The following is a 20411-nucleotide window of genomic DNA, read 5'->3' as shown; positions in this document are numbered from 1 at the left end:
CAATGCCGTCAATTCACATTGCTGACCGAACGTGAAATCGCCCCCTTGCCTCGGGCAGCGTCGGATTTCCTGTCGCCACGGCCACCGACAAACCCACGCGGGCCGGCATCATCCGCCGTCGTCGGGTCGGGTTCAACATGGACCGAATTCAGCAACGCACCGGCACGCTGGATCAGACTCAGCGCATCATCAAGGACAGCCACAGCACGCATTGTGTTGACGTCATTCACCGATTCGTTCCGCTCGGACATGTCCCAGGCGATTGCATTCAGCTGATCATTCACGCGAACCAGCTTTGCTTTGCTGCGTTTCCGGAGGTCACGAATCTTCACATTGCGGCTTTGCGCCATCAGGCCTCTCCATTAAACATGAATTGGACCTAATATACTGAAATTTAACTCTTGGCCAAAGACTGAAAGCCGGTGTCTAGCGGTTGATCCTGACAGCTGACTCGCGCCGCTGTCTGCGGCGTTCCTTGCGGGCCCGGATCATGGCTTTGGCCTTGCCCATGGTCAGGCAATCAGGACAAACGCATTTTCCCGCCAAATCAAAGTTTTCACGAAGATTGGGCAGCGCCATGCACCAGCAGTGATCCTTGCCCGGCGGAGCGCCACAATTGAACTGGGCACCGCATTCGTCGCATGTCAGTTTCTGCATTCCCCCCTCCGGCTGCGCTCTGGCCACTCTCCGGGTTTCCTCTGCCCGAATCCTCAGCCAATTCACCGTCCGATGCAAGGGCTGCATAGACAGAAGAATCAGTCACGCGCCAGCGCCACCAGCGGTGCTGGGCAGTAGGCAGACCTGCCGGTCTGTGATACACCCGGCCTGAATGTGCGGGCGTGGCGGAATTGGTAGACGCACTGGACTTAAAATCCAGAGACCCTGGGTCGTGGGGGTTCGAGTCCCCCCGCCCGCACCATCGTCAGACCGGCACAAGCGAGATCGATGGCAGGCGTGATCGGGGTGCATCACGGCTGGTGAGACAGCACAATTCCCAGCTGGTCAATGGCAAGATCGGGAAGCATCGCAAAGCCGATGGCACTCGACAACGGCACGGGTGTGTCCGGTGTGGCGGTGACCGTCAGCCTGCCCCCCTGCTTCAGCATCGCCTCTATCGGTGGCAACAGCCGGGACACATGTTCTGGAAAGGTGGAGCCGACGCCGGCAGCCGCCGACATCCTCGTCATGCTGCGAAACTCGGCTTCGCTGACCCCTTCCTCCTCGGCCGCTACGGCAAAGATAATATCGCCAAGCCCGGAATCCTCGATCACCAGACGCCCACTTTCCAGAGCGATGGCGCCGGACAGGCCGATCAGCGCGGCCGGATTGTCATCAGGTGACGCAAGAAGCGGCACCAGACGTTCAAAAACATCATCATCAATGGCGAATCGCACAGCAAACTCGATGGTCGCCAGATCCTGGATATCCGAGAGGAATTCATACCCGACCAACATGCCGGTTGCCGACATATCGATGCTGGCCATGACAACAAAATCCAGGCTCATCGAATTCATGCCCCGATCTGCAAGCTTGTCGACCAGCGGATTCTCACCGCGAACCTGGTCAAGCGGCATCACGGTCATGCCCTTCACAGCCAGCCCGCCCTCGGTGACGAACACCCTGCCCTGCGCTGTTTCGGCAAGACGGACCGGCAGGCTGCTGATCTCGTCCACCGAAATAAGCGCATTCTCGGCCTGCAGGCTGAGATTGGTCATTCTGATGAGGCTTTGTTCGGTTACCGGAGGGTCGGTCAGAAAAGGCTGCGAGCCTTGCAGGGAGTCATGGTCGATCGCACCGGCAGATATATCGCGCATCTCGACCCGGTTGATGAACAGCCCAGATTCGGGCACCAGAGCATTCGTCATCAGCAATTCGTTGATGAACCAGTCATCCCCACCGGCGACACCGTCAGCATCGATATTCAGATAGTCAGCTGTCAGCATCACGACACCGTTCTCGCTGACTTCGATATCATGAAGTTCACCGGACCCGCTGCGGACATCGATATCACCGTCTGCAAATGACAGCGTCATGCCATCGCCGATTTGCAGCATTGTGCGCGCGACACCGACCTGCGGCAGCATCACACACATCATGAAGGCGACGAAAACTGTACAGACAGCCAGATAGCTGAATCTGTGGCGGGGGCCGGACGGCGATCTGTGTAACGGGTTCATGGTCATAGCATTCACTGCAAAAGTGGCAGATTGGTGGCCAATGGCCTATCTTGACCCTAGCCTGACAAACCGCCAGCGGTCGAGTCATGCAGCGCCCCATCGGACCGGGACCAGAGACAGGCAGAAAGGCCGGACATGTTCTTCTTTCCGTTGTTTGACGACAATCCGTCACAGCGCACGCCCTGGGTGGCGTGGATCATCATCGCGGCCTGCGTTCTGGTCTTCATGTGGCAGCAATCATTGCCGCCACAGGCCGAACGGCTGGCCTTTTTCCAGTATGGCTTCATCCCGGCCAATGCCAGTGGGGCCGCGACATTGCCTCCCGAAATTGCCGTCCTGCCGGCCTGGGCAACCATGATCTCGGCGATGTTCCTTCATGGCGGATGGATGCATATTGGCGGTAACATGCTGTATCTGTGGATTTTCGGTGACAATGTCGAGGATTCCATGGGGCCCTGGCGCTTTATCCTCTTCTATCTCCTGTGCGGCGTGGCGGCGGCACTGGCCCAGTTCATGATCGGTCCCTCATCGCGCATTCCGATGGTTGGCGCTTCGGGTGGCATTGCCGGCATTCTCGGCGCCTATCTTATCCTGCATCCACGCGCAGCCATTCGTACCTTCCTGCTGATTCTCATTTTTGTCAGGTTCATCAATCTGCCAGCCTGGGTTGTTCTTGGCGTCTGGATCGGCGGGCAGTTCGTCGCCGCACCCAACGCCTTGTCGGGAGATGATGGCGGGGTCGCCTATTTTGCGCATATCGGTGGATTTCTGGCTGGCATGGCGCTGATCCCGTTCTTCAAACGGTCCGATGTGCCGCTGTTTGGCGCCAATGACACACCACCTGATCACTGGTCAGCACGCCCGATCCCCTTTGCCGAAATCAAACAGGAAGCAAAATACCGCTATGGTCGCCGCGCCAACGATCCGCTGCGGTCGCGCGTTGTTGTTCGCCATGAAAATCAGCCGGCAGCCAAACGGCAGGACGATAACACCGCGTCACCTTGGCAGGACAGCCGCGATGCGTCCCACAAGCCGCATCAGCGCACAGGTGGCAGGGGGCGTGGATCGGTGCCGGGGTTCAGGCGCCAGGACTAGGTAGCACGACTAGTCCCTGCCATCCTCGCCGAGCGGCATGATATCGGCAGTGGCACCCAGACCGCGCACCCCGACGGCAAGCGCTTCGGCAGCCGCCATGGTGACCTGCGGGTCAAGACCGCTCACAACCACGGCAGTGCCGAACTGGCCCGGCTTGAACCACGGATAGCTGCCGATGCTGACACCTTCATGCGCTGCCTGAACGGTTTCCATGATGGTGGCGATGGTGCCCTCGCCGATCGCGCATTGCACGGTCAGACGGGTCATCGCGACACCGCCGGGAAGCCGGTCACGCAACCCTTCAAACATCGCCTGCAGGATTGACGGCACGCCGGCAAAGACATGCACATTGCCGAGAATGAACCCTGGCGCGGCGCTGAGCGGATTGTCGATCAGATCGGCCCCCTCGGGGATATCGGCCATCTTCTGGCGCGCCGCGTTGAACTCGATGTCCGTGCCTTCATAATGCGCAATCAGCCGCGCTTCTGCCTCTTTGTGGCGAATCACCCTGCGATCAAAGGCGGCAGCAATACATTCGGTGGTGATGTCATCATGCGTCGGCCCGATGCCGCCACTCGTGAACACCAGGTCATAAGCCGCCGACAGCGTCTTTACGGTTTCGATGATGGTCTCGCGCACATCGGGGATTACCCGCGCCTCGCGAAGCATGATGCCCTGCGAACCAAGCTGTTCGGCAAGCCACCCGATATTCTTGTCCTTGGTACGACCGGAGAGGATTTCATCGCCGATCACGATAATTGCGGCTGTTGGGTTGGCCATGCCTTGGTCCTTATGAACATCACTGGAAATTACCTGACAAGGGAAATAGACTCTTTCTGACGTCGGTCAAGTCCGCAGCACAAATCACAGCTGCCGACACAGGCAGGAATGGCCTAAGTGGCTTGGCAAACTGCCGATTTGCGATTAGTGGTATCGGCGCAACCTCCACCCAGACCAAGGGCAGCCATGCGTACCGATCCTGTAATTCTCCATGACGAAACCGGCTTTGCCGGCATGCGCGCGGCGGGCAGGTTGGCGGCGTCGGTCCTCGACATGATCACGCAGCATGTGCAGCAAGGCATCACGACCGAGGAGCTGGACCGCATCTGCCACGATTACATCAATGCGCATGGCGCGGTTCCGGCACCCCTGAATTACAAGGGCTTTCCGAAAGCGACATGCATTTCACTGAACCATGTTGTGTGCCACGGCATCCCGGGACCAAAGACGATTCGCGACGGTGATATCCTGAATATCGACGTCACGGTGATTCTTGACGGCTGGTATGGCGACACATCGCGGATGTATTTCGTTGGCGAGCCATCAGTCAAAGCCCGCCTTCTGACGTCGGTGACGCATGACTGCCTGATGCGCGGCATCGAGGTGGCCAGACCCGGCAATACACTTGGTGACATCGGTCACGCCATTCAGTCACACGCCGAGGCGCAGCGCTTTTCCGTGGTGCGCGATTTTACCGGTCACGGTCTTGGGCAGACCTTTCACTGCGCCCCCACTGTCCTGCATTTCGGCAACCCCGGTGCCGGCATGAGGCTTGAACCCGGCATGATTTTCACCATCGAGCCGATGATCAATGCAGGTCGCGCCGAGACAAAGATTCTGGGGGATGGCTGGACGGCGGTGACGCGCGACAGATCCCTGTCCGCGCAGTTCGAACATTCCATCGGGATCACCGACGGTGAACCGGAAATCTTTACCCTGTCCCCGGCAGGATATTCCGCACCGCCCTATATCTAGACCGGCAGGGTTTACGGCCAGCGTCGGACCAGACTTCAAGTGACAGCAAACCGAATCAAAATGGCAGCGTGTTAACGCTTTCTTCAGCCATTTTGCATTATCCCTATGGGCATGGTCAGGCAGCCCGACATATCACCCCGCACAGCAAAGCCCCGCTCAGACGATGATGATCACCAGACGGCGACCAAGGCTGATAGCAGATCGGGCTATCAGTCCGGCCACAGGGCCCGTATGCGGGCCAAGCTTCTGGACAAGGGGGCTGTCGCCCTCAGCGATCTGGAGCTGCTTGAAATGCTGCTCTATGCCGGCAATACCCGGACAGACTCCAAGCCGCTGGCCAAGGAATTGATGGCCAGCTTCGGGTCGCTTTCAGCGGTGCTGCGGGCACCGGCAGATACACTTCGCAAACATCGCGGCATGGGTGATGCGTCGGTGACGGCGCTGAAAATCGTCGAGGCTGCCGGGCTGCATCTCAGCCATTCCGACATTCACAATCGCCATGTGCTGGCAAGCTGGAGTGAAGTTCAGCATTATTGTGTGACACGATTGTCTCATGAGAATGTCGAACATTTCATGATGCTGTGTCTGGACAATCGTAACCGGCTGATCGCCGAGGAACGTCTGTCGACCGGCACCATCGACCAGACGCCTGTCTATGTTCGCGAAGTTGTTGCGGCAGCACTGCGGCATTACGCAAAGGCGGTGATTCTGGTCCATAATCATCCAAGTGGCGAGACCGAGCCATCGCGGGCCGACATCGATATGACGGTGGAGCTGCGCGCGGCGCTGGCACTGGTCACGGTTACGCTTCACGACCATCTTGTTGTCGCCGGCCACGAGGTTGTCAGCTTCAAGAGCCTTGGCCTTCTCTGACCCGACGACCACCATCGATATCGGGCCACCATCGATATCGGGCCACCGGCGATATCGAGACAGCAGCGTTATTTCGGGTCGGTGATGTCGGCGATCTTGTCGCGTGCCTTGCGCGTCAACTGGCCCGCCCGCAGGCTGGCCTTCATCAGATTCGGACGCGCCTGCTGAAGCGCCTTGCCGGCCGCTTCACCGGCTTTTTTCTGCACCGCCGGGTTGCGGGCGGCCATCAACAGGGCATTCACGACAAGCCTTCGGATGAACATTGCTTCGCGGTTCCTTGCGGATCGAATTTTCAGAACAGCCGCACCCCGTTTTGGCGGGTTACGCACTGGTATTTTCAACAGCCCGATGGTACAACCACCGCGCTGACAGTGGCAAAGGAAAACAGCCCGATGATTCCCCGATATTCGCGACCGGAAATGACCTCCATCTGGTCCGAACAGAGTAAATTTCAAATTTGGTACGAAATTGAGGCACATGCCTGTGACGCGATGGCGGAACTTGGCATGATTCCCAGCGAGGCTGCCAAGGCCGTCTGGGACCGAGGCGGGTTTGATATCGATCGAATCAACGAGATCGAGCGTGAAACCAAGCATGACGTCATCGCCTTCCTGACCAGCCTTGCCGAACATGTCGGCGACGAAGCCCGCTTCGTGCATCAGGGCATGACCTCGTCCGACGTCCTGGACACCACGCTTGCCGTCCAAATGACCCGCGCCAGCGACCTGCTGCTTTCCGGAATGGACCGTCTTCTGGCGGCGCTTCGAACGCGCGCCGAGGAACATCGCTATACACCGACAATCGGACGCAGCCACGGCATCCATGCAGAACCGACAACCTTCGGCCTCAAGCTTGCCACCTTCTATGCCGAATTCGCCCGCTGCCGTACCAGGCTGACAGCGGCGCGTGCCGAAATTGCCACCTGTGCGATTTCCGGGGCGGTCGGCACGTTTGCGCATATTGACCCGGCTGTCGAGGAACATGTCGCCAGGAAGCTGGGCCTGACATCCGAACCGGTATCAACTCAGGTCATCCCGCGCGACCGCCATGCAATGTTCTTTGCCACGCTTGGCGTCATCGCAAGTTCGGTCGAACGGCTTGCCACCGAAATCCGGCATCTTCAGCGGACCGAGCTTCGCGAAGCGGAGGAGTTTTTCTCTGCCGGGCAAAAGGGCTCGTCAGCCATGCCGCACAAGCGCAACCCGGTGCTGACCGAAAACCTGACCGGACTGGCGCGTATTGTCCGCGCCGCCGTCACACCGGCATTGGAAAATGTCGTGTTGTGGCACGAGCGTGACATCTCGCATTCATCGGTTGAGCGGGTGTTTGGCCCCGACGCCACCATCGCACTGGATTTCGCGCTGCAGCGACTTGCCAGCGTTGTCGAGAAGCTGGTTGTCTATACCGATTCCATGCAGGCGAATCTCGACCAGCTTGGTGGTCTTGTCCATTCACAGCAGGTGATGCTGGCTTTGACCCAGAAGGGTGTCAGCCGCGAGAACGCCTATGTCATGGTTCAGCGCAACGCTATGGCCACCTGGAAAGATGGCGGCAGCTATCGCGACAGACTGAAAGCCGACGCCGATGTGAAGGCGGCACTGAGCGCCGAGGATATCGATTCCCTGTTCGACCTCGACCAGCATTTCCGTCATGTCGATACGATCTTTGCCCGTGTTTTTGAAGGTGATGCATGATGGCCGACCGGCACCCACTCTATGAAGGCAAGGCCAAGATCATCTATCCGGGGCCGGAAGACGGCACACTGGTCCAGTATTTCAAGGATGACGCCACCGCCTTCAACGCCCAGAAGAAAGACGTCATCACCGGCAAGGGTGTGCTGAACAATTTTATCAGCGAACACATCATGAATCTGCTTGCCGACGCCGGTGTGACCACACATTTCATCACCAGACTGAATGACCGTGAACAGCTGATCCGCGCACTGGAAATCATTCCGGTCGAGATCGTTGTCCGCAATGTGGCTGCCGGGTCCATCTGCCCCCGTCTTGGCCTGACCGAAGGTGACGATCTTCCCGCGACTCTGGTCGAGTTCTGCTTGAAGGATGATGCGCTTGGCGATCCCATCATCGCGCGCGAACATATTCTGACCTTTGGCTGGGCCACCCCCGCAGAATTCGACGCCATAGTCGCCGAAACACATCGTATCAACACGCTGCTGACTGAAATCTTCGCCGGGATTGATGTCAGGCTGATCGACTTCAAGCTGGAATTCGGGCGGCCCGCCGATGGCAGTGGCGGCATAATGCTGGCCGATGAAATCAGCCCCGACAATTGCCGTCTCTGGCAGGTTGGCACGGATGAAAAGATGGACAAGGACAGGTTCCGCCGTGACCTTGGCGGCCTGACCGAGGCCTATCAGGAAATCGCACGTCGTCTTGGCGTGACAATTCCGCAGGCGAGCTGATCGTCTGCCCCACCGCATCGATGCAAAGGACAGATCCATGCAGGTAATCGTTAACATCTCGTTGAAAGAGGGCGTTCTCGACCCGCAGGGACGCGCCATCGGACGCTCGCTCACCGATCTTGGTTTCCAGGAAGTTGGCGAGGTTCGCGTTGGCAAGCGCATTTCCCTAAATATCGACGAGGACGACCCGGCCCGGGCAGAGCAGAGAGTGGCCCGCATGTGCGAAACCCTGCTCGCCAACACGGTAATCGAGGATTACGAGATCGAAATTGCCGGGGAGAATGAAGGATGAGCCTGAGCGCGCTTCGCGTTGCCGTCATCGTCTTTCCCGGATCAAATTGCGATCGTGACATGATGGTGGCCATCGAAAAGCTGGCCGGGCGTCGGCCGGCATTGGTCTGGCACAAGGAAACAAGCCTCGATCCGGTTGATCTGGCGATCATTCCGGGCGGGTTTTCCTATGGCGATTATCTGCGCTGCGGGGCGCTGGCAGCGCGTTCGCCGATCATGGAGGCTGTTCTCGACCATGCAGCGCGCGGCGGTGCCGTGATGGGAGTCTGCAATGGCTTTCAGGTGCTGCTTGAGGCAGGCCTCCTTCCCGGTGTACTGGTTGAAAATGCCGGCCTCAAATATGTCTGCCGCAATACCTGTATCGAGGTTGTTGGCGGCGCTGATTCACCCTTTACCGCGGGGCTGGTACCGGGTCAGAAACTGATCATTCCGGTGGCCCATAATGAAGGCAACTACTTTGCTGCCGATGATGATTTGCAGCGACTTGAAGATAATGGTCAGATCGCGTTCCGGTATGTCGACAGCGATATTCACGGCCCGTTCAACCCGAATGGCGCTGCCCGCGATATCGCCGGCATCATTTCGACGAATGGCCGCGTCATGGGCATGATGCCACATCCAGAACGCGCCATCTCAAGCGAACTTGGCAGCGCCGACGGTGCCACCATGCTGACCGCCTGCCTGGAGGCCCTTGTATCATGAGTGCGCCACATCAAGCTTCTGCCATGACATTCGAGAACGCCGCATCGATGGGCCTGTCACAGCAGGAATGGGACCTTATCCTGAAACGGCTGGGCCGCACGCCGAACCTGTGTGAGCTGGGCATTTTCTCGGCCATGTGGTCCGAACATTGTTCCTACAAATCCTCGAAGAAATGGCTGAAGACACTGCCAATCGACGGCCCTCAGGTCATCGAGGGGCCGGGCGAGAATGCCGGAGCCGTCGATATTGGCGACGGTCTTGCCGCCATCTTCAAGATCGAAAGCCACAACCACCCCTCCTTCATCGAACCCTATCAGGGCGCGGCAACGGGGGTTGGCGGCATCCTGCGCGATGTTTTCACCATGGGGGCCAGGCCGGTGGCGCTTTTGAACGCGCTGCGATTTGGGGCCGCTGATCATGAAAAGACGCGTCACCTTCTGTCCGGCGTGGTGTCGGGTATCGGTGGCTATGGCAATTGCATCGGCATCCCGACCATCGGCGGCGAGGTGAATTTCGATCCGTCCTATAATGGCAATATTCTGGTGAACGCGATGGCGATCGGCCTTGCCAACAGTGACCGGATCTTCCGGTCTGCGGCGACTGGCCCCGGCAATCCGGTGATCTATGTTGGCGCAAAGACCGGTCGTGACGGCATTCATGGTGCCACAATGGCATCGGCCGAATTTTCCGACGAGACGGAATCGAAGCGCCCGACGGTACAGGTTGGCGACCCCTTCACCGGCAAATTGCTGATGGAGGCCTGCCTCGAGCTGATGGCATCGGACGCTGTACTCTCCATTCAGGATATGGGGGCGGCAGGGCTGACATCTTCCTCTGTCGAGATGGCCTCGAAGGGCGGCCTTGGCATGGAGATGGACCTCGATCTCGTCCCGGCCCGCGAAGACGGCATGAGCGCCTATGAATTGATGCTGTCGGAAAGTCAGGAACGGATGCTGATGGTGCTGAAGCCTGACGCCACCGACACTGCCCGCCAGATCTTTGAAAAATGGGATCTGGATTTCATGCCGATCGGCAAGGTAACCGAAACCGGGCGACTGGTCCTGCTGAAGGATGGCGAGGTTGCCTGTGATATCCCGCTGGCACCGCTTGTCGACGACGCGCCGGAATATGACCGCCCACAGGCCGAGGTCGCTCCGCGCCCGGTTCTGGCAAGCGCCGGCATCACTGACAACAGGCCTGTCGGCGACATTCTGACAATCCTTCTTGGCAGCGTCGATCTTGCCAGCCGCCGATGGATCTATGAACAATATGACAGCCAGGTCATGGCCGACACCATCGCACCGCCGGGCGGCGATGCAGGCCTGATCAGGGTGCATGGATCACGGCGCGGTCTTGCCGCCAGCACCGATTGCACGCCGCGCTATGTCGAGGCGGACCCGCGCACAGGCGGCGCACAGGCTGTTGCCGAGGCATGGCGAAACCTGTCCGCGATTGGCGCGCGTGGCCTTGCCATTACCAACAATCTGAACTTCGGCAACCCGGAACGGCCCGAAATCATGGCCCAGATGGCACAGTCGGTTCTCGGCATGGGGGATGCCGCGCGCGCGCTCGACACCCCTGTCGTTTCGGGCAACGTGTCGCTCTATAACGAGACAGACGGCAGTGCCATTCTGCCCTGTCCCGTGATCGGCATGGTCGGCACGATTGACGATATCGGCACCGCTGTCGGCATGGCGCCTGCCGGCGCTGGTCTGGCGTTGATCGTTATTGGCCAGACAGCAGAAACCGATGATGGCTGGCTTGGCGTATCGCTGTATGCCCGTCATCTGGCAGGCGCGCCCCAGGCGGCACCACCGCCGGTTGATCTGGAGGCAGAACGCCGCAATGGGCTGTTCGTCCAGCAACAGATTGCCGCCGGCACGATTGCGGCCGCGCATGATATCAGCGATGGCGGCCTTGCCGTGACCGTTGCCGAAATGTGTCTTGCCGGTCGATGCGGCGCGCAGATCGACCTTCCCGCTGGCGGCAACCACCATGGCTGGGCGTTTGGCGAGGATCAGGCACGCTATGTGATCGCCACCACCGATGCACAGACCCTTCTGGCCGCAGCGCGGGACGCCGGCGTTCCCGCTGCGGCGATAGGCAGCACCCGTGACGGCGGCGAATTGCAATTCGGCGATGAGAGTGCCATATCTGTAGAAGAATTGAGACAACTGGTCGAGGCGACCATCCCTGACCTCATGCAGGGCGGATGACGCCAGACAACCGGAAGGACAATGCCTCATGCCAATGCCGGCATCCGAAATAGAGAAGCTGATCAAGGACGCCTTTCCCGACGCCGAAGTGGTGATCGAGGATCTGCGCGGTGACGGGGATCATTATGCCTGCCGTGTCATCGCACAGGCCTTTGTCGGCAAGAGCCGGGTCCAGCAGCATCAGATGGTCTACAAGGCTCTCGGCGGACGCATGGGCGGCGAACTGCACGCGCTGGCATTGCAGACGTCAGCCCCGACAAACAACTGATACCGGACTGTGGCGATCCGCCGGTCCCCAAGCTGGAGAAATGATCATGATCGATGACGCTACCCGCGACCGTATTCAGGCCGATATCGGCGGTGACGACGTTGTTCTTTACATGAAGGGCACGCCGGTCTTCCCGCAATGTGGCTTTTCAGCCGCCGTTGTCGGCGTGCTGACACATCTTGGTGTCCCGTTCCGTGGGATCAATGTTCTCGAGGATGACAGCATCCGTGAAGGCATCAAGGCGTTCTCGGACTGGCCAACGATACCGCAGCTCTATGTAAAGGGCGAATTCGTCGGCGGCTGTGACATCGTCCGCGAAATGTACGAAACGGGTGAACTGACCGAAATGTTCCAGACCCGCGGTGTCGACGCAAAGCCGTCTGCCTGACCCCACGCCCGATTCCGCATGACGCTAGTCGCCGGCCACCATATCGCCGGCGTCGTAGCTTCTGTGGGTCACCACTTCAGCCACACGAATGTGATACCAGCTGTAGAATTCCTGGCGGCCCATCTGCTGCGCGGCAAGATGCTCGACATTGATGCGCCAGTTGCGGATCGATGCCCGGTCGCGCCAGTATGACACCGTAATCCCGATCCCATCCTCACCACGCACAGATTCGACACCAAGGAACCCGGGCTGCTGCTGTGCCAGTTCGACCATGCGATCGGATGTCAGGCTGTACATATTGTCGTCGGACAGGGTCCGCTGATTGGTGAAAATCACCGCAAAATACCGTTCAGGCCAGCCATCCGAGGATGGGGCCGTTACACTGTCAATATGATCATCACTGTCTATCATGCGAATGTCCTGTCGAGGCGGGTGTCCGGCATGGCGCACCCCGGGCCGCTGGTCACCGACCATTCGGCTAGGGAATAACGCAGATTTACCTCATCACGCCATGCAAAAATCCCGATCAAGTCGTGGAGACAAAGCGGCCTGAAAAAACAAGGGCGGCCCAAAGGACCGCCCCGGCTGTTCGATATGTATCGGTGCGGGCGCGCCGCAAACCCTAGCGCGAATAATATTCGACGACCAGGTTGGGTTCCATCTGCACCGGATAAGGCACCTCGTCAAATCCCGGTATGCGAACGAACTTCGCGGTGAATTTGTTGTGGTCTGCCTCGACATATTCGGGAACATCACGTTCAACCGACGCAATGGCTTCCAGAACAGCAGGAATGTTCTTGGCTTTTTCCTTCAGCGCGATTTCATCGCCGGGACGAAGCAGAACAGACGCAATGTTGCAGCGCTTGCCGTTGAGAAGCACGTGACCGTGGTTGATGATCTGACGGGCCGCAAAGACGGTTGGCACCATCTTGGAACGGTACAGCACAGCATCAAGGCGGGTCTCGAGAATACCGATCAGGTTCTGACCTGTATCGCCTTTGCCGCTGGCGGCCTTCTTGTAATATTTCTTGAACTGCTTTTCGCCGATATTGCCGTAATAGCCCTTCAGCTTTTGCTTCGCCATCAGCTGCACACCGAAATCGGTGGGCTTCTTGCGGCGCTGACCATGCTGGCCCGGCCCATATTCACGGCTGTTTACAGGAGATTTCGGGCGGCCCCAGAGATTGACACCGAGACGGCGATCAATCTTGTGCTTGGCGGAATGCCGCTTGTGATCAGACTTGGCCATAGATGGCTCCTCATATGTCTGTGGAGGCGCGTGTGGCGCATCCTGTTGTGGCCCGGTAGGGTCGCGGCGTTACCGCCGAACCGGCATCACACCCCGCTGGTGCAATCCACGTTCCCGGGAATGGCGGGAAACTAGGCATCACGGGCCCATATGTCAACCTGATTTCGACCTGTCGCGCATCTTGGTCAGCGCCTGGATGACACCATGCAGGGTGCTGATTTCCTGGCTGGTCGGTGCGGCACGGCCAAACAGAGCCCGCAGATTGCGTTTCACGGCAGGCGCCATTTCCGGCGAAATGAAAAATCCGCCACGATCCAGTTCGGCCTCAAGCCGTTCATGAAACTTGTCACGCTCCAGAATGGTCGCCACGTCAACGGGTGTCTGGCGCTGCTGGTCCGAAAGCGTGGCGGCGGCGGCATTTGCGGCGGCACGCCATTCCCACGCCATCAACAGCACCGCCTGGGCAAGATTCAGCGACGGGTAGTCAGGGTTCAGATCGGCTGTAACCAGACAATCTGCCCGCACGACATCCTCATTATCCAGCCCCGAGGCCTCGGGCCCGAACATCAATCCCGCCTTCGCGCCATGATGCAGCAGCGTGCCGGTAACGGCACGCGGATCACTGACCCGTACCGGCATGTCGCGGCGGCGCGCCGACAGCGCGGCCAGAAATGTCAAATCATGCGCCGCCTCGGCAACGCTGTCATGAACCGTGGCATTTTCGATGATCGACGCCCCGCCGGCAGCCATCGGCAACGCCGCCGGGTTTGGCCATCCGTCGCGAGGCGCGACAAGCCGCATTTCGATCAGGCCACAATTCATCATCGCCCGGGCCGCAGCGCCAATATTCTCGCCAAGCTGGGGGCGCACAAGAATGACAACGGGAGGCGCGTGAGGATTCATTCGTCAGGCAGCATTTGCCGGGCCGGCGATGCCATCGCGCTGCAGCTTCCACATCATGCCGTCACCAAGAGCGACAACCGACGCATCGATAATGTTTGTCGACACGCCGACAGTCCGCCAGATAACGCCATCGGGGGTGCGGAACTCGATCATCACACGGGTCACGGCACCGGTCCCGGACTGTCCTTCACGCGCATCGAGGATACGCACCTTGTAATCGACAAGCTCGACATCCTCCAGCGACGGATAGGCTGTCGCCAGCGCCTTGCGAAGCGCCGTGTCGACGGCGTTTACAGGACCATTGCCAAGCGCCACCTCGTGATAGATGACATTGCCAACGGTGATGGTGGCTGTGGCCTCGGATTCAACCACAAGCTGGCCACGGGCATTGAATCGGCGCTCATCCATCACGCGAAATCTGCCGATATTGAAATAATCCGGCACCTCGCCAAGGGTGCGCCGCGCCAGAAGTTCAAAACTGGCCTCGGCGGAGTCAAACGCCCAGCCTTCGAACTCGCGTTCCTTGACCACGCGGATCAGCGTCTCCAACCGTGGGTCGGACGAGTCGATCTCGATCCCGAATTCGGCGAAGCGTGCCATCATGTTGGATTTTCCGGCCTGGTCGGAGACAAGATACTGCCTTGTATTGCCGACTTTTTCCGGTGGCACATGTTCATAGGTCCGGGGATCCTTCTGCGCTGCCGAGGCATGAAGCCCGCCCTTGTGGGCAAAGGCCGCCTCGCCAACATAGGGGGCATGTGCGTTCGGTGCCCGGTTCAGCCTTTCATCAAGCATCCGCGACAGGCCCATCAGCCGCGGCAGATTTTCTTCGGCAATGCCTGTGTCATAGCCAAGCTTCAGGACAAGTGTCGGGATCAGCGTAATCAGATCGGCATTGCCGCAGCGTTCGCCAAGGCCGTTGATGGTTCCCTGCACCTGCCGCGCACCGGCCCTGATCGCTGCCAGTGAATTGGCTGCCGCGACACCGGAATCATTGTGGCAGTGAATACCAAGGCGGACCTCGGGCAGGGTTTCATGAACCGCGCTGACAATGTCGAACACCTCGTGCGGCAACGCACCACCATTGGTGTCGCACAATATGACCCACGAGGCACCGCCCTCATGCGCCGCACGGACACATTGCAGCGCATAATCGGGATTATGCTTGTAACCGTCGAAGAAATGTTCGCAATCGAACATGGATTCGTGCCCCCGCGCCGCCGAGGCGGCAACCGAATCCCGGATCATCTCCAGATTTTCCTCAAGCGAGGTGTTGATTGCCGTTTCAACGTGGAAGTCCCATGTCTTGCCGACAAGACAGGTTGCAGGAACATCGGCACCGATCACCGCGTTGAGCCCCGGATCATTGGCCGTGCTGCGCCCGCCGCGGCGTGTCATGCCAAAGGCAACCATCCGCGCGGTGCGGGTCTTTGGCGGGTTGGCAAAGAACGCATCATCGGTCGGATTGGCACCGGGCCAGCCACCCTCGATATAGTCGATACCGATCTCGTCCAGCGCCGCAGAAATGGCAATCTTGTCGGCCTTCGAAAAATCGACGCCACGGGTCTGGCCACCGTCTCGAAGGGTCGTATCAAACAACCAGATCCTGTTTTCGCTCATATACCTTTCCCCTGGAGCCGACATGGATGCGGCCCCTGATTGCGCCTAGGACTTATCAAAAATGATGCCAAAAGGCTAGCTTCGCCGCCATACCGTGCCATCCGGGCCATCTTCCAGCAGGATCCCCTGCGCCGCCAGCTCATCGCGAATGGCGTCGGCGGCTGCGAAATCACGCCCCGCGCGGGCCGCGTTCCGGGCGGCAATTCTGCCGTCAATGCCGGCGTCGTCCATATCCGCTTCGCCGCCGCCGCCACGCGCCCATTCATCGCCGGTCTGCCCGAGAAGCCCCATGACAGCGGCCGATGATTTCAAGGCTGCCGCCGCCTCGCCATTGCCCTTGTTGGCCTCACCGGCAAGTTCGTGAAGGCGCGCCATCGCCGCCGGCGTGTTCAAATCGTCATTCAGCGCGTCGAGAAAAACGGTATCAACAGCCTCATCGCTTGCCTCGGCATCGCCGACCGCCCGGTACAGCCGATCAAGAACATTGCGCGACTCGGTAAGCGCCGCCCCGGTCAACGCAACCGGTGCGCGGTAATGCGCCGCCAACAATCCTGCGCGTACCGTCTCACCGCGATGTTCGGCAATGGCCTCATGCGCCAGCACCATATTGCCAAGCGATTTCGACATTTTCTCGTCGCCCATGGTGACATAACCGTTATGAAGCCAGTATTTCGCCATGATGTCGGTGCCATGCGCACAACAACTCTGCGCAATCTCATTCTCATGATGCGGAAAGACGAGATCCAGCCCACCGGCATGGATATCGAATGTCTCGCCAAGAAACCGCTTGGCCATCGCGGAACATTCGATATGCCAGCCCGGACGACCCTTTTTGGCCGAAAACGGGTTGTCCCATCCAGGTTGATCATCATTGCTTGGCTTCCAGAGGACGAAATCCGCAGCATCCCGCTTGTAGGGTGCCACCTCGACGCGGGCGCCGGCGATCATATCCTCCATATTGCGTCCGGACAGCGCGCCATAGGTCGGCATTGTCGCCACACTGAACAGCACATGGTCCTCGGCAATATAGGCAAAGCCGCCCTCGACCAGGGTCTGGATCATGGCGATCATCTCGCCAATGAATTCGGTGGCGCGGGGTTCATGGTCCGGCGGCAGCGCGCCCAGGGCCGCGATATCCTCATGGAAACAGCGGATGGTGTCGTCACACAGCCTGTCTATATTGATGTCGCGCTCGGCCGCGCGCGCGATGATCTTGTCATCCACATCGGTGATGTTGCGGACATAGGTGACACGCGGGAACCGGCGACGCAGCAGCCGCACCAGCGTGTCGAACACCACGATCGGGCGCGCGTTTCCTATATGGATGCGATCATAGACTGTCGGCCCACAGGCATAGACGCGCACATGTGCGGGATCCAATGGCGTGAAAACGTCCTTGCTGCGGGTCAGTGTGTTGTACAGACGCAGTTCGGTCATGCCGTATCCCCACGGAGCCTCGCCAGAATACGGTCACGCCCCATGAAGGGCAGCAACGGCCCGATTTCCGGGCCGTGTGCCTGTCCGGTCAGGGCCAGACGCAGCGGCATGAAAAGACCCCGACCACGCGCGCCGGTGGCGCTGCCGACAGATTTCGTCCAGTCACCCCAGATACCGTCAAGCTTGCCTTCAGGCAGCAGATTGGCGGCGGCGTCCGTGACCTCTGCCGCCTCGATCACCGGCGTCAGCGACCCGGCACAGACCTGCCACCATTGCGCCGCCTCTTCAACCGCTTCAAGGTTGTCACGAACGGCAAGCCAGAAAGCCTCACCTCCCCCGATATCGAGCGCAGCCAGACGGTCGGCAACAGCATCAAAGCCAAGCTGCTGGATAACACGCACATTGACCTGGGCCAGTTCCGACGGGTCGAATTTGGCTGTGGCACGACCAAAGCGTGACAGGTCGAACCCCTCGACGACAGACGCCATGTCGGCACATGGCACCACCGGATCGGAAGTGCCAATCCGCGCCAGCAGGCTGGCAAGTGCCGTCGCCTCGGTTCCCTCGTCACGAAGCTGGCCAATGGACAGGCTGCCAAGACGCTTTGACAGCCCTTCGCCGTCAGCACCCGCCAGCAGCGCGACATGCCCCATGACCGGCGGGCGCGCACCAAGCGCCTCGAACAGCTGGATCTGCGCGGCAGAGTTGGTGACATGGTCCTCGCCGCGGATGATATGCGTAATGGCATGATCAATATCATCCACAACCGATGCCATGGTGTAGATCACGCGCCCATCCTCGCGGAACAGCACCGGATCGGACAGGCTCGACATGTGATAGCTGACATCACCGCGGACCATGTCGGTCCAGGCGACCTCGCTGTGATCCAGCAGGAACCGCCAGTGCGGACGGCGTCCCTCGGCCTCGTAGGCGGCTTTCTGCTCGTCGGTCAGCTTCAGCGCCGCCCGGTCATAGACAGGCGGACGGCCAGCCGACAGCTGCGACTTGCGTTTGAGCGCCAGCTCCTCCGGCGTTTCATAGCAGGCATAGGCGCGGCCATCCGCCACCAGCCTCTGCAGGGCGGCGTCATACTGGTCGAGGCGTGCCGACTGACGGTCCTCTGAATCCCAGATCATGCCCATCCAGGTCAGGTCCGCGCGGATTGACTCCTCAAAGGCCGCCGTCGACCGGTCGGTATCCGTATCGTCGATCCGCAGCATGAAATGCCCGCCCTGACGGCGCGCAAACAGGAAATTCACCAGCGCCGTGCGCAGATTGCCAACATGCAGATTGCCAGTCGGGCTTGGCGCGAAGCGGACCTTCACGTTACTCATTCATTCATCCTTCCCGGATACCTGCAGCGGGTTGAACCCGGATGTCAGTGGCAGTCGCCGCTCGCGACCAAAGGAAAGCGCCGACATCTTTGGTCCTGGCGCCGCCTGAAAACGCTTATACTCAGCCCGGAACAGCAGCTGGCTGGCCCGCGCCACCTCTTCGCGGTCGTGACCACGGGCGACGATTGTTTCGATATCCACCATCTCCTCGCACAATGCGCGCATGATGTCATCAAGTCTGTCATAGGGCGGCAGCGAGTCGGTGTCCTTCTGGTCTGGACGCAGTTCCGCCGATGGCGGCTTGTCGATGATGCGCAGCGGGATCACCTCGCCATCCGGGCCGGCCCCTCCGCGCGGCATATTGGCATTGCGCCAACGGCACAGATCGAACACCTGCACCTTCCAGACATCCTTGATTGGTGCGAACCCGCCGCACATGTCGCCATAGAGGGTCGAATACCCAGCGGCATATTCGGACTTGTTGCCGGTCGCCAGCACCATCGGTCCATGTTTGTTGGAAATGCCCATCAGGATCAAGCCACGCAGCCGTGACTGGATATTTTCCTCAGCAATGCCGGCCTCCGCGCCATCGAACTGCGCGGCAAGCATGCTGTCCATAGCCTGCATCGCCGGCCCGATCGATATCTCGTCAAGGCGGATCCCGAGGCGATGTGCCAGATCGGCAGCATCGTCAAGGCTTTCCTGGCTTGTATAGGGTGACGGCATCATCACGGCATGAACCCGGTCGGGACCAAGCGCATCGACCGCCAGCACGGCAACCAGTGCCGAATCAATCCCCCCGGACAATCCAAGCACAACCCCCGGAAAGCCATTCTTGTCGACATAGTCTCGAAGACCAAGTGTCAGCCCGCGATAGAGGGCCGCCATCCCTTCATCGGGTGGGGTGATCTGGCCGCTGAGGCCGGGCGCACCAAAATCATCTCCAATCTGGACAGTGACCGTAGCCTCGGAAAAGCTTGGCAGATGCGCCGCCAGCTTGCCGTCAGCGCCAAGGGCAAACGACCCGCCATCAAAGACAAGCTCATCCTGGCCACCGACCATGTTGACATAGAAGAACGGGCATTCCGCCTCCAGCGCCCGGCTGACGGCATGCGCCATCCGGTTGTCCGGCTTCAGAAGATCAAATGGCGAAGCGTTCAGCGAAATGATGATCTCAGCCCCGGATTCGGCAAGACATTCAACCACATCCGGGGTCCAGATATCTTCGCAGATTGGCAAACCAAGCCGCCGCCCGCGCACCAGAACCGGCCCCGGCATCGCCCCGGCCGAGAAATTGCGCTTGTCGTCAAAGACCCCGTAATTCGGCAGATTCACCTTGTCGCGGCGCGCCTGAACCTTGCCGTCATCAAGCACAAAGACCGAATTGGTGATGACACCATTCTCAAGATGCGGCGCGCCAAGAATGATCGCCGGCCCGCCATCGCCGGTCGCGGCGGCCAACTGCTGCAATCCTGCTGCCACCTCGGCCATGAAATCACTGCGCAGAACAAGGTCGTCGCATGGATAACCAGACAGATACATCTCCGGCGTCACGATGATATCAGCGCCGACAGCTGCCGCCTGGCGGCGCGCATCGAGAAGACGCATCACATTGGCCCCGATATTGCCAAGGTGGGAATTCAGCTGCGCAAGCGCGATCGAACTGGCACTGGACATG

The 20411-nt window shown here is 59.6% G+C and carries 22 protein-coding genes and 1 tRNA gene; 11 read left to right on the top strand and 12 right to left on the bottom strand.

From position 1 onward, the window contains the following. Positions 1-8: 8 nt before the first annotated feature. Both AB3X55_01195 and AB3X55_01190 read right to left on the bottom strand, forming a co-directional pair. On the bottom strand, positions 9-350 hold the full coding sequence (locus AB3X55_01195; protein ID MEX0502193.1) for a hypothetical protein: 342 nt from the start codon (positions 348-350) through the stop codon (positions 9-11). A gap of 76 nt (positions 351-426) precedes the next feature. Continuing rightward, on the bottom strand, positions 427-657 hold the full coding sequence (locus AB3X55_01190; GenBank protein MEX0502192.1) for a cysteine-rich CWC family protein: 231 nt from the start codon (positions 655-657) through the stop codon (positions 427-429). 176 nt (positions 658-833) lie between these two features. Between AB3X55_01190 and AB3X55_01185 the strand changes: the two genes are divergently transcribed. Then, positions 834-919, top strand: a tRNA-Leu gene (locus AB3X55_01185). A gap of 49 nt (positions 920-968) precedes the next feature. On the opposite strand, the gene AB3X55_01180 is transcribed toward AB3X55_01185, so the two are convergent. Continuing rightward, positions 969-2177, bottom strand: a complete 1209-nt coding sequence (locus tag AB3X55_01180) for a hypothetical protein (protein MEX0502191.1) — start codon at positions 2175-2177, stop codon at positions 969-971. A gap of 135 nt (positions 2178-2312) precedes the next feature. Between AB3X55_01180 and AB3X55_01175 the strand changes: the two genes are divergently transcribed. After that, on the top strand, positions 2313-3272 hold the full coding sequence (locus AB3X55_01175) for a rhomboid family intramembrane serine protease (protein ID MEX0502190.1): 960 nt from the start codon (positions 2313-2315) through the stop codon (positions 3270-3272). A gap of 9 nt (positions 3273-3281) precedes the next feature. On the opposite strand, the gene AB3X55_01170 is transcribed toward AB3X55_01175, so the two are convergent. After that, the gene (locus AB3X55_01170; protein MEX0502189.1) at positions 3282-4052 is read right to left on the bottom strand and encodes a competence/damage-inducible protein A; all 771 of its coding nucleotides are present in this window, start codon (positions 4050-4052) and stop codon (positions 3282-3284) included. Positions 4053-4238: 186 nt separating this feature from the next. Between AB3X55_01170 and map the strand changes: the two genes are divergently transcribed. Together map and radC are read left to right on the top strand one after the other, a co-directional pair. Beyond that, positions 4239-5027: a type I methionyl aminopeptidase gene (map, locus tag AB3X55_01165; protein ID MEX0502188.1), complete on the top strand. Its 789-nt coding sequence runs from the start codon at positions 4239-4241 to the stop codon at positions 5025-5027. 231 nt (positions 5028-5258) lie between these two features. After that, positions 5259-5900 carry a DNA repair protein RadC gene (radC, locus tag AB3X55_01160; protein MEX0502187.1) on the top strand — a complete coding sequence of 214 codons (642 nt, stop codon included), beginning with the start codon at positions 5259-5261 and terminating at the stop codon, positions 5898-5900. A gap of 68 nt (positions 5901-5968) precedes the next feature. Here radC and AB3X55_01155 read toward each other — a convergent pair whose 3' ends face one another. Then, positions 5969-6163 carry a hypothetical protein gene (locus AB3X55_01155; protein ID MEX0502186.1) on the bottom strand — a complete coding sequence of 65 codons (195 nt, stop codon included), beginning with the start codon at positions 6161-6163 and terminating at the stop codon, positions 5969-5971. Between the two features lie 129 nt (positions 6164-6292). On the opposite strand from AB3X55_01155, the gene purB reads away from it, so the two are divergent. Genes purB through grxD form a run of 7 tightly spaced genes read left to right on the top strand, consistent with a single transcriptional unit; the run spans position 6293 to position 12190 of the window. Further along, the gene (gene purB, locus AB3X55_01150) at positions 6293-7594 is read left to right on the top strand and encodes an adenylosuccinate lyase (GenBank protein MEX0502185.1); all 1302 of its coding nucleotides are present in this window, start codon (positions 6293-6295) and stop codon (positions 7592-7594) included. Continuing rightward, positions 7594-8325: a phosphoribosylaminoimidazolesuccinocarboxamide synthase gene (gene purC, locus AB3X55_01145; GenBank protein ID MEX0502184.1), complete on the top strand. Its 732-nt coding sequence runs from the start codon at positions 7594-7596 to the stop codon at positions 8323-8325. Before purB ends, purC begins: the two co-directional genes overlap by 1 nt. 37 nt (positions 8326-8362) lie before the next feature. Then, on the top strand, positions 8363-8617 hold the full coding sequence (gene purS, locus AB3X55_01140; GenBank protein ID MEX0502183.1) for a phosphoribosylformylglycinamidine synthase subunit PurS: 255 nt from the start codon (positions 8363-8365) through the stop codon (positions 8615-8617). Beyond that, on the top strand, positions 8614-9318 hold the full coding sequence (gene purQ / locus AB3X55_01135) for a phosphoribosylformylglycinamidine synthase subunit PurQ (GenBank protein MEX0502182.1): 705 nt from the start codon (positions 8614-8616) through the stop codon (positions 9316-9318). Before purS ends, purQ begins: the two co-directional genes overlap by 4 nt. Next, complete coding sequence (gene purL / locus AB3X55_01130; protein MEX0502181.1) at positions 9315-11534, top strand: phosphoribosylformylglycinamidine synthase subunit PurL; 2220 nt, start codon at positions 9315-9317, stop codon at positions 11532-11534. The genes purQ and purL overlap by 4 nt, the downstream gene beginning before the upstream one ends. Positions 11535-11562: 28 nt before the next feature. Further along, positions 11563-11802, top strand: a complete 240-nt coding sequence (locus AB3X55_01125; GenBank protein ID MEX0502180.1) for a BolA family protein — start codon at positions 11563-11565, stop codon at positions 11800-11802. Between the two features lie 46 nt (positions 11803-11848). Beyond that, on the top strand, positions 11849-12190 hold the full coding sequence (grxD, locus tag AB3X55_01120) for a Grx4 family monothiol glutaredoxin (protein MEX0502179.1): 342 nt from the start codon (positions 11849-11851) through the stop codon (positions 12188-12190). Between the two features lie 24 nt (positions 12191-12214). Here grxD and AB3X55_01115 read toward each other — a convergent pair whose 3' ends face one another. From AB3X55_01115 to AB3X55_01085, 7 genes are all read right to left on the bottom strand, one after another. Beyond that, complete coding sequence (locus AB3X55_01115) at positions 12215-12601, bottom strand: antibiotic biosynthesis monooxygenase (protein MEX0502178.1); 387 nt, start codon at positions 12599-12601, stop codon at positions 12215-12217. A gap of 211 nt (positions 12602-12812) precedes the next feature. Continuing rightward, positions 12813-13439 carry a 30S ribosomal protein S4 gene (gene rpsD, locus AB3X55_01110; GenBank protein MEX0502177.1) on the bottom strand — a complete coding sequence of 209 codons (627 nt, stop codon included), beginning with the start codon at positions 13437-13439 and terminating at the stop codon, positions 12813-12815. A gap of 153 nt (positions 13440-13592) precedes the next feature. Next, on the bottom strand, positions 13593-14342 hold the full coding sequence (locus AB3X55_01105; GenBank protein MEX0502176.1) for an RNA methyltransferase: 750 nt from the start codon (positions 14340-14342) through the stop codon (positions 13593-13595). A 3-nt stretch (positions 14343-14345) separates the two neighbouring features. Next, positions 14346-15962: a citramalate synthase gene (gene cimA, locus AB3X55_01100; GenBank protein MEX0502175.1), complete on the bottom strand. Its 1617-nt coding sequence runs from the start codon at positions 15960-15962 to the stop codon at positions 14346-14348. 75 nt (positions 15963-16037) lie between these two features. Continuing rightward, complete coding sequence (gene cysS, locus AB3X55_01095) at positions 16038-17399, bottom strand: cysteine--tRNA ligase (protein ID MEX0502174.1); 1362 nt, start codon at positions 17397-17399, stop codon at positions 16038-16040. Beyond that, positions 17396-18733 (bottom strand): glutamate--tRNA ligase, encoded by a 1338-nt coding sequence (gene gltX / locus AB3X55_01090; protein MEX0502173.1) that lies wholly within the window; start codon positions 18731-18733, stop codon positions 17396-17398. Before gltX ends, cysS begins: the two co-directional genes overlap by 4 nt. Beyond that, positions 18734-20410, bottom strand: a complete 1677-nt coding sequence (locus tag AB3X55_01085) for an NAD+ synthase (protein MEX0502172.1) — start codon at positions 20408-20410, stop codon at positions 18734-18736. Position 20411: the final 1 nt, after the last annotated feature.

The organism is Alphaproteobacteria bacterium LSUCC0719 (assembly GCA_040839025.1).
Taxonomy (GTDB): Bacteria; Pseudomonadota; Alphaproteobacteria; order Puniceispirillales; family Puniceispirillaceae; genus UBA8309.
This window is presented reverse-complemented; position numbering and strand designations above follow the sequence as displayed.